We start from the raw sequence: 13592 nt of genomic DNA on the forward strand, positions 1-13592 counted from the left end.
AGTGGTGATGATTAATGTGAAAAATCTCAACCTCAGCTTTGGCGATGAGGGCGCGCGGAATCAGGTGCTGTTCGACGTAAATCTGCAGGTTAATCAGGGTGAAATCTTCGGGCTGGTCGGTGAATCTGGCTCGGGCAAAACCACGGTGCTGAAGTGTCTGGCGGGGCTGTTCACTCACTGGCGGGGAGAGCTGATGATTGATGGTCAGCCACTGGCGCATCACATCGTTCGGGCGCGCTGTCGGCAGGTGCAGATGGTGTTTCAGGACCCTTACGGTTCGCTGCATCCGCGTCACACGCTGGGCGACATTCTGGAAGAGCCGTTGCAGATTCAGGGTATCGGGCAGCGTCAGCAGCGGGTCGTGGCGATGCTGGATAAAGTCGGATTGAACCGTGCCTGGCAGACGCGTTATCCCCACCAGCTATCCGGTGGTCAGCGTCAGCGCGTGGCAATTGCCAGGGCGCTGATTCTGGAGCCACGCGTGCTGCTGCTGGATGAGCCGACCTCCGCACTGGATGTTTCGGTGCAGGCAGAGATCCTGAATCTGCTCAGCGATCTGCAGCAGCAGGAGAACCTGACTTATCTGATGGTGACGCACGATCTTGGCGTGGTGGCGCATCTCTGCCATCGCGTAGCCGTCATGCAACAGGGCAAAGTGCTGGAGACGCTGGATGTGCCGACGCTGGTGGCCGATCGCGCCGCAATGCCCTATACGCGGATGCTGGTGGAAGCGAGTCGCCACAATCATGCGGCGCTGGCGCAGCCGGGCTGAATATCAGCGGGTATCTGAAAAGAATCAAAAAAGGCCGGCTGGACCGGCCCTGTGATATCGAATGCGTTAGTGGGTCAGCTGACGCACAAAGGCAACGATCTCCTGGTTTTTGCCATGCTCAAACAGGCACTGCTGGAAACGCGGGCCGCTGACGGCGGTGCGAACCAGTTCAGGATCGATGGCACGCAGGGTATCAAGGTAGTTCTCTTTGATCACCGCAGCCTTGACCTGATTCAGCAGACCGGCGTTTCGCACCTGCGGCTCTTTGCGCTCTGGCGGATAGCCATTGCCCTTCTCGCCCGTGAACGCTTTTTCAAAGATAAAGCGCTGGTTCAGCTCAGCGCCCCAGCCAAAACCTTTAGCAAATGGCAGAGATAAGGCATTGCCGTTGTTGATTTGCGCGAACAGGTAAGCATCCGCCGGATCGATACAGTAGCCACAGACCACGCCCGGATGGATGTTAAGCGACATCAGCGCGCCCTGGCCGGTGCCACAGCCCGCAACGACAAAATCCACTGCCTGGCTGTTAAGCAGCACGCTGGCCTGGATGCCGAGGTGAATGTAGGTCAGATGATGATCCTGCTCATCGCTCATCCCGACGTTGAAGACCTGATGGCCCAGCGGCTGCGCGACGCCTTCCAGTTCTTTCAGCACGGTAACGTTTTTAGCGGCCTGACTGTTTTCCATCATTAACGCGATTTTCATGATCTACCCTCGTAAAATAAATGAAACACCGTTTCATTTTAGAGAAAAACCATTAAAGTGCATGGATTAATTCACCCTGGTGCTGTGAGGCCCATCACAAAACGGCCATTGCAGCGCCCACGACTGCTTGAGGACAATGATGTTTATCTACCACAAAGAGCGACCACTGGAAGATCTGGGTAACGGCGTGACCCGCCGCGTACTGGCACATGGCGGCACAATGATGGCAGTTGAAGTGCGTTTTGAAAAAGACGCCATCGGTCCGCTACATCATCATCCCCATGAGCAGCTGACCTATGTGCTGAGCGGACGCTTTGCCTTCACCATCAACAGTGAAACCCGGGAAGTTGGCGCTGGGGACACACTCTATAAAGCACCCAATGTGGTTCATGGCTGTGTCTGTCTTGAGGCTGGCGTGCTGCTGGATACCTTTACGCCACAGCGCGAAGATTTCCTGACCACGAAATAGTGCAGGCGGCCCGGCGGGCCGCCTCATGAACTGCCGCATGAATGCCCATTTTGCCTGCACGAAAAATTTGACTTAAAACGCGTACAATTTTTCCACCATTCCCTTCCCAGCTAACTGAATGATTCACCACAGTTTCCCCTCAGGCCGCGCTGCGCTTAGCTTCCTGTAAAAAATCATTCGGGCTCACTTCTGTACAAAATGAAGATCGTTGTATAAGTTTAATGACAACGCCAGTTCGTTTTTTAACCCGTAAAAGGATAATAATATGCCGATGCAAAACACCCTTACCTTGCCGCTGAATCACAACGCGCCGGTTAATAGTGAGTTCCGTTCATCCTTTGCTGCATCTGAGCAGGATAAACTTAATTTTCTAATCGAAGAGTTACTGGAAGCGGGCAAGGAAAAAAGCTGTATGGAGTTACTGCGTCATCTGGCCTCTGCGGACAGTGCTGAAGAAGAAGCCTGTTGCCGTGAACTGCTGACGTTGCTGATGGCCCAAAAATGAAGTCTGTGGCTGGCTGTTCAGCACAGATTCAACACCGGGCATTACCACGAAAACCCGCCTGACCGTATTTCCCCGTTCAGGCGCGTCACCTCTGCTGAAAAGCTGCCGCTTTTTTGCACCGTAATTTACACCGACGCGAATATTGATAGCTGATAGCTGATATACGTGTACGACCTTGTTAAACCGACCCGACGACTCTCATTGCTTCTCTTTCAACTCTTTTGTTAGCCTGAATCTTCCCGATTTATTATCAGGTTCCACAGGCGTGCTATGACCATGACCTCTTTCTCCGCCACGCTGCATCTGCTGTGTGGAAAAATAGCGTCCGGGAAATCGACGCTGGCAGCACAGCTGGGTGCTGCGCCCGGTTACGTAGTGATCAGCGAAGATCAGTGGCTGGCCGCACTCTATAAGGATGAGATGCAATCGGTGGCTGATTACGTGCGTGTTGCGGCAAAGCTCAGGAAGGCGATGACGCCGCATCTGGTCGCATTGCTTAACGCAGGCGTATCGGTTGTGCTCGATTTTCCGGCCAACACCCGGGGGAATCGTGACTGGATGCGCTCGGTGATTGAGGCATCCTCTGCCGACCATCGCATGCATTACCTGGATGTGCCGGACGCGCTGTGTAAAGCGCGTCTGCACGCCCGTAATCAGAGCGGCGAACACGCCTTTGCCGCCACGGACGAGCAGTTCACGCTGATTACCCGCTATTTTGAACCGCCGCAGGAGGAGGAAGGCTTTAACCTGGTGCGGCACAGTTAACATCTTCTGCAAATTTACGAGAGATCGAGTGCCGCAAGCACCTCAGCAATCTGCTGGTTATCCGCATCAGAGAGTGGCAACAGCGGACGCGGCAGGCAGTCGCGTGCCGTCAGTCCCAGCAGACCTGCTGCGGCATTCATCACCCTGAAGCTGCCGCCGTGCTGGCGGAACAGCGACCACAAAGGCTGCAGGCGCTCCGACTGCGCCCTGACGCTCTCATGATCACCTGCTGCTGCTGCGTCGGTCATTGCTTTCGCGACACGTGGGAACAGCCCGCCGCACACGGAATACCAGCCATCACAGCCTGCAATCAACGCATTGGCAGCAGACGCGTCGCCGCTGATGCCAACCGACACGGAAGCAGGCAGTATGTCGCGCAGTTGGGCCAGGCGATCATTTGCTGCCGATTGCGCCGCCGGAACACCGGGAATTTTTACCGACCCGATACCGGGAAGTGAGGCAATCCGGCTCAGTAACGCATCGGAGAACGTAAAATGGGTGGTGCGCGGATTGTCATAAATGCAGACTGGCACCGAGGCGTGTCGCGTCACGGTTTCAAACAGCGTAAACACCTCATCTTCTTTCAACGTCTGATACCCCAGCGGTGGCAGCAGTAAAGCGGCTGCGCCCGCCTGCTGCGCATCCTCTGCCAGCGCCAGCACCTCATCAGTATTTATCGCGCCAATGCAGATCATCACTGGAATCGCCTCCGCATTTTCAACGGCCCGCTCAGCAATGCGCCTGCGCTGTGCCCGTGTCAGCCAGGCGTAGCTGCCGGTGGACCCCAGCACGCCCAGAGAATCGACTTTTGCCTCCGTCAGCCTGCGCAGGATCCGAAGAAAGGCCGCTTCATCGGGTTTGCCATCGGCAAAAGGAGTAAGGGGAAAGGCACTGAGTCCGCTGAACATACGCTTTGCTCCATCATGAGACTGTTCGGGCTGGTTATCACCTGTACAGTCATATTTCGTCACTGGCCGAAGCATGGCTTTGCCCCGCCCGCTATTTTTGCGCTACAGCCCTTTTTGATCTTACCCAAAGGAAATAGCGATGATTGCCGTACTGTTTGAAGCCGAGGCACGACCCGAACATCAGATGCGCTACCTGCAACTCTACGTACGTTTTTCGACATCACCGTTGCCTGATGCCTCCACGCCACCTCGGTCCTGAACCTCTTTGCCCCCAGCATCGCTGACCTCTGGTCACGCCAGAATCTCCGTTTTAGACGGTAACACGCATATGAAATCTGTCACAATTCCGCAAACTTATCTCACGCACGTTAACACGAGCAGAAAAACAGCCATCCGCTTCAACTTGCTGAATAAAATAGGTTTTATATGATAACCCCCAGAAATCATGTTCCCCACACATCAATCAATGCCCTTTTTGCACTTATTTAGCGACGGGCGCTGATCCACTCTTCAGTAACAGGCGCGGCAAAAAGCGTCAAACCTTACTGGAGTTACTGATGCAAACGACCTCACCCATGACTCATCGCGCCAGGATTGGCGCCATATTTCGTGTTACCTCCGGCAATTTCCTCGAACAGTTCGATTTCTTCCTGTTCGGTTTTTATGCCACTTACATCGCCCATACCTTTTTCCCGGCCAGCAGTGAGTTCGCCTCACTGATGATGACCTTTGCCGTGTTCGGCGCAGGATTTCTGATGCGCCCGATTGGCGCAGTGGTGCTGGGGGCGTACATCGACAAGGTCGGTCGCCGTAAGGGCCTGATTGTCACGCTCTCCATCATGGCGGCAGGCACCTTTATGATCGTGCTGATCCCCTCCTACCAGAGCATTGGCCTGTGGGCGCCGATGCTGGTGCTGATCGGTCGGTTGTTACAGGGCTTCTCCGCCGGCGCGGAGCTGGGCGGCGTGTCGGTCTATCTGGCGGAGATCGCCACGCCGGGCCGCAAGGGCTTCTACACCAGCTGGCAGTCGGGTAGCCAGCAGGTCGCCATTATGGTGGCGGCGGCGATGGGCTTTATCCTCAACGCCGTGCTGGAAGAGAGCGCCATCCGTGAATGGGGCTGGCGTATTCCGTTCCTGTTTGGCTGTCTGATTGTGCCGTTTATCTTCATATTGCGTCGCAAACTTGAAGAGACACAGGCGTTCAACAACCGTCGCAGCCATCCCGATGTGAAGCAGGTGTTCCGCATCCTGCTGGCTAACTGGCAGGTGGTGATTGCCGGGATGCTGATGGTGGCGATGACCACCACGGCGTTTTACCTGATTACGGTTTATGCGCCGACCTTTGGCAAAAAAGTGCTGCTGCTCAGCGCCTCTGACAGCCTGCTGGTGACCTTGCTGGTAGCAGTGTCGAACTTTATCTGGCTGCCGATTGGCGGCGCGATCTCCGACCGCTTTGGCCGTAAGCCTGTACTGGTCGGCATGACACTGCTGGCGATCGTCACCACCTATCCGGCCCTGAGCATGCTGGCGGCGGCACCAGGCTTTTCGATGATGCTGGGTGTGCTGCTGTGGCTGTCGATGATCTACGGGCTCTACAACGGCGCGATGATCCCGGCGCTGACCGAAATTATGCCAGCGGAAGTCCGTGTGGCGGGCTTCTCACTGGCCTATAGCCTGGCAACAGCGCTGTTCGGTGGTTTTACCCCCGTGATGTCAACCGGCCTGATTGAGATGACTGGCGATAAAGCCTCGCCAGGTTACTGGATGAGTTTTGCGGCAGTTTGCGCCCTGGGCGCGACACTCTACCTCTATCGTCGTACCCGCAGTGCCGTCACGCCTGCCCATGAAACTGTTAGCTGAGGAACGGAAGATGAAACTGAAAACGATGTCACTTTATGCTGCCCTGCTGTTTAGCGTGGCAGGCAGCGCCACAGCGCAGGCAAAAGAACTGACGGTAATGATCTCCGGCGGGTTTAAAGCGGCGTGGGATACCCTGTCGCCACAATTCGCAAAACAGGAAGGGATCACCATCAACACCGTTGCTGGTCCGTCAATGGGTAAAACACCGCAAGCCATTCCAGCCCGGCTGGCACGCGGTGAACCGGCTGATGTGGTCATCATGGTTGGCGATGCGCTAAGCAATCTGCAAAAAGAGGGCGCGACGCTGCCAGGCTCACGGGTTGAACTGGCGGACTCCCGCATTGGCGCCGTCATTAAAAAGGGTGCCACACCCATTAAAATCGGCAGCGAAAGTGAGTTGCGTACTGCCCTGCTGAATGCCTCTTCCATCGCCTATTCTGACAGCGCCAGCGGCAAATATGTCAGCAGTCAGCTGTTCAAACGGCTGGGCATTGAGGATCAGGTTAAAGGCAAGGCGGTAGAAGTTGAACGCATCCCGGTCGCTTCCCAGGTTGCTGAAGGTAAATACGCCATCGGGTTTCAGCAGGTCAGTGAGCTGTTGCCTGTTTCAGGCGTAACCTTCATTGGTGAACTGCCGGACAAGCTGCAATACACCACCCGTTTTGCCGGTGCCGTGGTGCGCAGGTCAGCACAGCCAGATGAGGCAGCGAAGCTGCTGCACTGGCTCGCCTCGCCCGAGGCTCAGCAGGCTGTCCACGCCAGCGGCCTGCACACCGTGAAAGCGTCAAAACCGGTTAAAGTCGCTGATACTGTTCAATGATCAGGTTCTCCAGTTCGCTGGCGATATGTGACAGTATCCGGCCATTTTTGCGCAGCAGGCCCACAGTGCGTTTCACCGGTGGATCGGTTAACGGCACCGCCGTCAGCAGCGCGTGCTCGTAGCCAGGTAGCGACATGGCGGGGACGGCAGCAATGCCGAGCCCCGCCTCAACCATCCCCAGCATAGTTGTCACGTGCCGGGTTTCACAGACACAGGGCTTCTCCGGCATAACAGCCTGTAACGCCTGATCGAGCAGGTTACGGTTGCCGGAGGTTTTATCCAGCCCAATCCATTCATGCTGATAAAACGCCTGCCAGCTCAGGCTCTTTTTGCCTGCTATCGGATGGTCTCGCCTGCAGGCCGCCACGTACGGGTCATCCATCAGCGGCTGAAAATGCACATCCGGCTGCGAGCGGCTGGAAAAACTGATGCCGAAGTCAGCCTGCCCGCCAATCACCGCGTCATAGACGTTAGCCGCACTGCTGTCGATCAGTTTCACGCGTACGCGGGGATAGCGCACCTGAAACAGCCGGATGATGTTGGGCATGAAATAGTAGGCCGCTGACGGCACGCAGGCCACAGTAATCAGTCCGGTGCGGGCTAAGCTCACCTCACTCAGATCGGCCATGACCTCTTCAAAATCGGCCAGCAGCTTTTCCGAACGCTGAGCAAACGCATGCCCTTTCAGCGTCAGCGTGACGCGGCGTGTGGTCCGCTCAAACAGCTTAATACCCAGCGTGGTTTCCAGCTTATCGATGCGGCGGCTTAGCGCCGACTGTGAAAGGCAGATCGATTCCGCCGCCAGGCGAAAATTGCCAAACTCCACCAGCGCGCGAAAGGCGTAGAGATCGTTGAGATCGAAATTAACCGGCATGGTTTTCTCTTCCCTTAACCTGCATCAGACTTTTGTTCATCATTTTCATCGCCTTCCGTTTGACCAAAGTCGGACACGAATCTGCTGAGCAGCTGTTCCAGCGTTTCACGATCGCTTTCCGGCCAGTGCCGGAAGACGCGCTGATAAACCTGCACACGTTGCGCATCGATTTTATCCGTCATCGCTCTGCCATCCAGGGTGATTGCTGCCTCGTTAATTCTTTTGTCCTGCCGGTTTTTCTGCCGCTTAACCAGTCCGGTTTCTTCCAGTTTCGCGACCTGACGACTGACCGTGCTGTAGTCACGCCCTACCCGATCGGCCAGTTCACCCACGCCGATCGGCCCGAACCGGCTGACCTGCACCAGAAGCGGAAACAGCGCCCGATCGAGGTCGATACCCGCCGCTTTAATCATCGCTACATCGCGCTGGGGCCGGTTAAGCGCGCCAGCAATCGTCAGCAGACAATTGTGCAGCGCATCGTATTTATGTGTATTTTGCACACTTTTCATTGACGCCATCCAGAGGCAGGAATAATGTGTGTACTTTACACTTAATTGCTTATTATTAGAAGGACAGCAACCTATGAAAGCAGCCATCATTCGTCAGGCCGGTCAGAAACCACACTATGGGGATTTCCCCACTCCTCAGCCCGCTGAAAACCAACTGCTGGTTCGCGTGAAAGCCGCCGCCATGAGCCAGCTGGTCAAAGCACGGGCGGCAGGCACGCATTACAGCGCCACTGCGCCCTATCCTCTGGTGCCAGGCATTGACGGCACCGGTTACCTCGAAAACGGCGATGCCGTTTACTTTCTTACCTTTGGTACCGCGTCGGGTAGCATGGCGGAAAGTGTGGTGGTCAATGCCCGCTGCGTCATTCCGCTTCCTCCAGCGCTGGACCCCGTGGTCGCCGCCGCGCTTGCCAATCCAGGCATGTCTTCATGGGCCGCACTCACCCGCCGGGCTGAACTGCGCAAAGGGGAAACCGTGTTGATTAACGGCGCAACCGGCACATCCGGCCGCCTGGCGATTCGCATCGCCCGCAGTCTTGGCGCGGGCAAAATTATTGCGACCGGCCGGAACCCGGAGATACTGCAGCAACTGCTTAATGAGGGCGCAGACAGCGTCGTGACACTGGATGCTATGGCCGCTGAACTTCCTGCCCTGATGGCAGACGGCATTGATGTGGTGCTGGATTATCTCTGGGGTGAGAGCGCGCTGGCGATCATGGAAGCGGCGGTGCGAGGCGGTGATCATGTCGTTCGCTTCGTTCAGATTGGCTCACTCAGCGCACAGGAGATTCCTTTGCACAGTCATTTGCTGCGTGCATCCGGGCTGACACTGATGGGGAGTGGTCTGGGCAGCGTATCCAACGCAGACCTGATTGACTCACTGGCAGAACTACTACAGGCTGCCGGGCAGCACGGCTTTTCGGTGCCTTTTAAACCACGGCCTCTTTCTGAGGTGGATACAGCATGGGATGAAGATGACAGCCGCTGTCGAACAGTGTTTACGCTGTAGTCACCCGCGGCATCAACAGCGCGGGCCTGCCTGTCGGGTAGACTTGCCACTAACCTTCGGACGGCATCGGATGCAGAAAACGGTCAGGATAATCGGGCGTGAGAGCATGCTGCTCGCTATAGCGGCCAAACAGCTTATAGCGGTTTAACGCGATGCGGTCGTAAGCCGCGTTATTGATCACGTCCGGAAAGTGACGCAGCACCGCCAGCCCGCGCCAGGGTGCTGGCAGGTGCTGCATAACACGGAAAACCGCCTGCGCCCGCAGCCAGTGCTGATTACCGTCAATGTAGACAAGGGTGCTGATATTCTCTTCCGGCAGTCCGGCCCAGCGCAACAGCGCTTTGCCCTGCTCGCTCTGCACCGAGGCAAAACGGACCTGCCGCGCCAGATGGTGGCGCAGCAGAAACTGAACCCAACCATTACACAGCTTACAGACGCCGTCATAAAGCACGGCGCTTTCACCGGTTTGCAGATACGGGGGCGACGACATCCTGCAACTCCTCACTCCTCTGATGATGAGCTGAAGTGTAGCGGGTTCTGGTCAGTTGCTGTTGCAGCCAGTGGATAACGGTAGCGTGATCCTGGGCGCAGGCATCCACCTCAAACAACGGCCCCAGCGTCATTGGCCTGGCCTGTTGTGCCAGCTGATGAAGTTCAGGCAGGTACTCAGCGCCTGGATGCCCCGGCAGTCGCTGGGTCAGTCGCGCCTGATAGCGCGCCACCGCCACCTCCGGTTCAATCTTCAGCCACAGCTCAAGCACCTCTTCGACGCCCGCCTGTTGCAGTCCCTGCTCCAGCAGCGCGCGCGGCTGAAAACCAAACCAGGCATCGATCAGCCAGACCTGACTGGCGGGTGCCTGTTCGACGATGTTCCAGATCGCCTGATAGGCCGCGCAGCCCAGTTGCCGGTTACGCTGCCGATCGACCGGCGCAAAAGCGTGCATAAAAGGCTCTTTCAGGCTGTCCAGCGTCAGCACCGGCCAGCCAAAGTGTTGTGATAGCGCGTGCGTCAGGGTGCTCTTACCCGACGCCGGAATGCCGTTAACCAGCACCACGCGTTTAGGGGGGATATTTTGTGTCATAGGATATCGATAACCTCCGCGACACTGCTGGCCCGACGTAACCGGACCAGCGTCTCCTCATCCTCCAGCAGCGACACAATCGCGCGGATCCCCTCTTCAATGTGGGCGTTGCTGTCGCGCGCGCCAAACATAATCACAATGTCCGCTTTATCACTGCCCTCAAACGAGATCGGTTCATTCAGCAGGATCATACTGAAACAGTCGCGGATCACCCCCGCTTCCGGCCGGGCATGAGGAATGGCAATTCCCTCCTCAAACACATAATACGCCCCATGGGCCAGGGTGTTCGCGATCACCGCATCCGGATAGGTGGCGTCGAGATAGCCGCCGCTAACCAGCGGTTCGGCGGCCAGCGCGATAACCTGACGCCAGTCCGTGGCGTCGATGCCAATCTGAATGGCGTTGGCCTCTTGCAATAACTGCTTAATCGTCATCAGCTCTCCTTAAATCGACTGGCGAACCACATTGCGTAATTCATCGATTTTGACAAACAGCGCATCAATTTCATTACGATAGCGACGGCTTTTCGCAAATAAACTTAATGCCCGGTTATATTCCAGCATTAATTGTTTTTGCGTTTCGCCATCACGCGGGTTAATTGCGAGCTGCTGCTCCAGTTGCGTTATTTTCTCGCGACTGACTTCCGCCAGATGATCCTGCTGCTGCTCGCTGGGTTGTTCCGCAGCCGGAGACTTTTTTAAGAATCCAAACATAGGCTCTCCTGCCCCCTATATGCCGGGGTGTCTCAGATTAATAGTGATGATAAAAACGTTTAACGCAATAATTCGGTGATGGCGACGCGGGTAATTAACGGAATAACTGCATCTTCTCTACCAGCACATTGGTCACTGCATCATTGGCGGGCACCAGGAAATTACGCACGCTGTCATTGACCTTGCCTTTCTCAAAGGTCGATTTGCACTGCGCCACCCACTGCACATTCATTTCGGTGCCGACATTGACCTTCTCAATCCCGCTGCTTACCGCCAGTCGCATATCTTCATCGCTGACGCCGGTGCCACCGTGCAGCACCAGTGGCGTGTGGGTTGCCGCCGTAATATCCGCCAGGCGCTGATGCTGAATATGCGCCTTCCCGGTGTAAAGGCCATGTACGGTGCCGATTGAGATTGCCAGCATATCAACGCCGGTCTCTTCAACGAAACGGCGTGCATCTTCCACCGGCGTAAACGCGATCGCCTCCATCTCCACACATTTACCATCTTCCGAACCGCCAATCGCACCCAGTTCCGCTTCAACTGAAACATTATGCGGACGCGCCATATCAATCACCCGGCGGGTATTGGCAATATTCTCTTCAATCGGCAGATGTGACCCGTCATACATCACGGAACTGAATCCGGCATCTATCGCCGTCTGAATCGCCGCTAAATCGGAACAGTGATCGAGATGCAAACAGGTCGGCACATTCATACTCTCCGACAGCGATTTAATGGCATCGACCAGCAACTTATGACCGAGATATTTCGCCGTGCCGGTGGAGATCTGAATCATTAGGGGACTGTTGGTCTTCTCTGCCGCTTTAAAATAAGCGGGCAACATTTCCAGGCAGTGAAGATTAAAAGAACCCACCGCTTTAAAGTCACGCTGTTTAGCCAGCTTTAACAGGTCGGCGAAATTATAAAGTTTCATGGATTTTTTCCTCTTGAGGTTTGGTGGATTTGCCGTTAACAAACCAGGCAAGCGCGGTAACAAAAGCAATAAACAGGGCAACAAACAGCCAGTTATTCTGGAAGGCGTGGCCGAGTACCAGGCCGGTACTGATGACGTCCGAGTCACTGAAGGTCACGCCGGTGAAGCCGTAGCTCTCCAGCATTGGCACCAGGATGGCGGGCAGAATGGTGATAAAGAGTCCGTGGACGAAGCCGCCGATCATCGCGCCGCGTCGTCCGCCCATGGCATTACCAAAGACCCCGGCGGTGCCCCCGGCAAAGAAGTTGGTCAGCAGTCCCGGCAGGATCATCGCCAGTCCAAACATCGGGAAGACGAGCATGCCAACGATGGAGCCGAGCGTGGTGGCGAGGAAGCCGACAATCACCGCGTTCGGGGCGTAAGGAAACATCACCGGGCAGTCCAGCGCCGGTTTGGCATCGGGTACCACGCGCATGGCGATGCCCCGGAAGGCAGGCACCAGCTCGTTGAGCAGCAGGCGGACACCGCTGTAGAGCACAAAGACCCCGGCCACGAACTGAATCGACTGCATAAAGGCGTACATCAGGTAGTTCATGCCGTTGCTGTACTGGGCAATGAATGCCGGACCGGCCGCCACGGCGGGGATCAGGTACATCGGCACCATCACCAGCGCCATCGACAGATAGGTATCCTGCAGAAACTTAAAGTTATCGGGCAGCTTCAGGTCTTCGGTGGAGCGCGATCCTTTGCCCACCACTTTGGCGACCGCCGCCGTGACCAGATAGCCAATGGTGCAGAAGTGACCCAGCGCCACATCGTCGGAGTCGGTGATACGCCGCACCACCGGCTGTGCCAGTGCGGGCATCACGACCGCCATAATCCCGCCGAAGATGCCGCCGGTCAGGATCAGCGGCAGGCCAGTCAGCCCCGCTTTGTAGCCGATGACAGCGCCAATCGTCGCCATCCATAACAGAGCCTGGCCGGTCAGGAAGATGTACTTAAACGGTGTCAGCCGCGCGATGATGATATTGACGATAAAGATCACCAGCAGCGTCAGCGCCACTTCAGATCCCAGCTCACGGTTAGCCAGTCCGGCGATAGCGGCTACATCGGTGATATAGCCGCGCATACCAAAGCCGTGGGTAAAAATGGTATTGAGGAACGTCAGCGTCCCCACAATAATATTGATACCCGCCATCATAATTAAAAAGCCGAGCAGGGTTTTAAAGGTGCCTTCCACCACCTTGCCTGCTGATTTCTTCTGCAGCAGCAGACCAATCAGCGCAATAAACGCGATCAGAATTGAGGCCTGCCCCAGCAGATCTTTTACCAGGAAGTCGATCACACTATTCATGGGCAGCGACCTTCTCGTTACGTTCTTTTAAAAAGGCCAGGATCTTCTGCTCTATTTCCACTTTATCGGTGAGCCGGTTAAGAATAATGACCCGTTTAATCTGCTCCGGACTGGCGTCGGCATTTAATACATCGGCAAAGGCTTTTTGCGTCAGGATCATATCTGACTTAAATGCATTCGCTTCTGAAATGGTGGTGTGATCGATATCGGCCTCAATTTCCAGTTTTTTTAATACTGCTTTTGCGCTCATCTCAATCGCAAAACTGGATCCTAATCCACAACCACAGACACATAATATTTTCAGCATG

The 13592-nt window shown here is 55.8% G+C and carries 18 protein-coding genes; 7 read left to right on the forward strand and 11 right to left on the reverse strand.

Going from position 1 to position 13592, the window contains the following annotated elements:
• The first annotated feature begins 7 nt into the window (after window positions 1-7).
• Window positions 8-772 (forward strand): ABC transporter ATP-binding protein, encoded by a 765-nt coding sequence (locus IAI47_RS10100; protein ID WP_008925167.1) that lies wholly within the window; start codon window positions 8-10, stop codon window positions 770-772.
• Window positions 773-838: 66 nt separating this feature from the next.
• Here IAI47_RS10100 and IAI47_RS10105 read toward each other — a convergent pair whose 3' ends face one another.
• Complete coding sequence (locus IAI47_RS10105) at window positions 839-1477, reverse strand: RpiB/LacA/LacB family sugar-phosphate isomerase (RefSeq protein ID WP_008925166.1); 639 nt, start codon at window positions 1475-1477, stop codon at window positions 839-841.
• Between the two features lie 139 nt (window positions 1478-1616).
• Between IAI47_RS10105 and IAI47_RS10110 the strand changes: the two genes are divergently transcribed.
• From IAI47_RS10110 to IAI47_RS10120, 3 genes are all read left to right on the forward strand, one after another.
• The gene (locus tag IAI47_RS10110; RefSeq protein ID WP_008925165.1) at window positions 1617-1946 is read left to right on the forward strand and encodes a cupin domain-containing protein; all 330 of its coding nucleotides are present in this window, start codon (window positions 1617-1619) and stop codon (window positions 1944-1946) included.
• 265 nt (window positions 1947-2211) lie between these two features.
• Window positions 2212-2451, forward strand: a complete 240-nt coding sequence (locus IAI47_RS10115; RefSeq protein WP_008925164.1) for a hypothetical protein — start codon at window positions 2212-2214, stop codon at window positions 2449-2451.
• A 270-nt stretch (window positions 2452-2721) separates the two neighbouring features.
• Entirely contained in the window at window positions 2722-3216 is a 495-nt protein-coding gene (locus tag IAI47_RS10120; RefSeq protein ID WP_008925163.1) for an ATP-binding protein, read from the forward strand.
• 14 nt (window positions 3217-3230) lie between these two features.
• On the opposite strand, the gene IAI47_RS10125 is transcribed toward IAI47_RS10120, so the two are convergent.
• A complete protein-coding gene (locus tag IAI47_RS10125) occupies window positions 3231-4124 on the reverse strand; it encodes a dihydrodipicolinate synthase family protein (RefSeq protein WP_008925162.1) in 894 nt (297 codons plus the stop codon).
• A 554-nt stretch (window positions 4125-4678) separates the two neighbouring features.
• On the opposite strand from IAI47_RS10125, the gene IAI47_RS10130 reads away from it, so the two are divergent.
• Together IAI47_RS10130 and IAI47_RS10135 are read left to right on the forward strand one after the other, a co-directional pair.
• A complete protein-coding gene (locus IAI47_RS10130; RefSeq protein WP_085980556.1) occupies window positions 4679-5986 on the forward strand; it encodes an MFS transporter in 1308 nt (435 codons plus the stop codon).
• 10 nt (window positions 5987-5996) lie between these two features.
• Window positions 5997-6806, forward strand: a complete 810-nt coding sequence (locus tag IAI47_RS10135; RefSeq protein ID WP_003853528.1) for a substrate-binding domain-containing protein — start codon at window positions 5997-5999, stop codon at window positions 6804-6806.
• Here the strand turns inward: IAI47_RS10135 and IAI47_RS10140 are convergent.
• Both IAI47_RS10140 and IAI47_RS10145 read right to left on the reverse strand, forming a co-directional pair.
• Window positions 6781-7680 carry a LysR family transcriptional regulator gene (locus tag IAI47_RS10140; protein WP_003853527.1) on the reverse strand — a complete coding sequence of 300 codons (900 nt, stop codon included), beginning with the start codon at window positions 7678-7680 and terminating at the stop codon, window positions 6781-6783. The genes IAI47_RS10135 and IAI47_RS10140 overlap by 26 nt on opposite strands.
• Window positions 7681-7694: 14 nt before the next feature.
• On the reverse strand, window positions 7695-8189 hold the full coding sequence (locus tag IAI47_RS10145; RefSeq protein WP_008925160.1) for a MarR family winged helix-turn-helix transcriptional regulator: 495 nt from the start codon (window positions 8187-8189) through the stop codon (window positions 7695-7697).
• Between the two features lie 73 nt (window positions 8190-8262).
• Between IAI47_RS10145 and IAI47_RS10150 the strand changes: the two genes are divergently transcribed.
• Complete coding sequence (locus IAI47_RS10150) at window positions 8263-9198, forward strand: zinc-binding alcohol dehydrogenase family protein (RefSeq protein ID WP_008925159.1); 936 nt, start codon at window positions 8263-8265, stop codon at window positions 9196-9198.
• Between the two features lie 49 nt (window positions 9199-9247).
• Here IAI47_RS10150 and IAI47_RS10155 read toward each other — a convergent pair whose 3' ends face one another.
• The 7 genes from IAI47_RS10155 to IAI47_RS10185 all read right to left on the reverse strand — a co-directional run bounded on the left by IAI47_RS10155 (window position 9248) and on the right by IAI47_RS10185 (window position 13591).
• Window positions 9248-9688 carry a thiol-disulfide oxidoreductase DCC family protein gene (locus IAI47_RS10155; RefSeq protein WP_008925158.1) on the reverse strand — a complete coding sequence of 147 codons (441 nt, stop codon included), beginning with the start codon at window positions 9686-9688 and terminating at the stop codon, window positions 9248-9250.
• A complete protein-coding gene (locus IAI47_RS10160) occupies window positions 9657-10280 on the reverse strand; it encodes an AAA family ATPase (protein ID WP_008925157.1) in 624 nt (207 codons plus the stop codon). Before IAI47_RS10160 ends, IAI47_RS10155 begins: the two co-directional genes overlap by 32 nt.
• Window positions 10277-10714: a PTS sugar transporter subunit IIA gene (locus tag IAI47_RS10165; protein WP_008925156.1), complete on the reverse strand. Its 438-nt coding sequence runs from the start codon at window positions 10712-10714 to the stop codon at window positions 10277-10279. Before IAI47_RS10165 ends, IAI47_RS10160 begins: the two co-directional genes overlap by 4 nt.
• A 9-nt stretch (window positions 10715-10723) precedes the next feature.
• On the reverse strand, window positions 10724-10993 hold the full coding sequence (locus IAI47_RS10170; RefSeq protein WP_003853512.1) for a hypothetical protein: 270 nt from the start codon (window positions 10991-10993) through the stop codon (window positions 10724-10726).
• A gap of 94 nt (window positions 10994-11087) precedes the next feature.
• On the reverse strand, window positions 11088-11930 hold the full coding sequence (locus tag IAI47_RS10175) for a class II fructose-bisphosphate aldolase (protein ID WP_003853511.1): 843 nt from the start codon (window positions 11928-11930) through the stop codon (window positions 11088-11090).
• Entirely contained in the window at window positions 11917-13284 is a 1368-nt protein-coding gene (locus IAI47_RS10180; protein WP_008925155.1) for a PTS sugar transporter subunit IIC, read from the reverse strand. Before IAI47_RS10180 ends, IAI47_RS10175 begins: the two co-directional genes overlap by 14 nt.
• Entirely contained in the window at window positions 13277-13591 is a 315-nt protein-coding gene (locus IAI47_RS10185) for a PTS sugar transporter subunit IIB (protein ID WP_003853506.1), read from the reverse strand. Before IAI47_RS10185 ends, IAI47_RS10180 begins: the two co-directional genes overlap by 8 nt.
• Between the last annotated feature and the right edge of the window lies 1 nt (window position 13592).

The sequence above is a fragment of the Pantoea sp. MT58 genome, assembly GCF_014495885.1.
Taxonomy (GTDB): Bacteria; Pseudomonadota; Gammaproteobacteria; order Enterobacterales; family Enterobacteriaceae; genus Pantoea; species Pantoea eucalypti.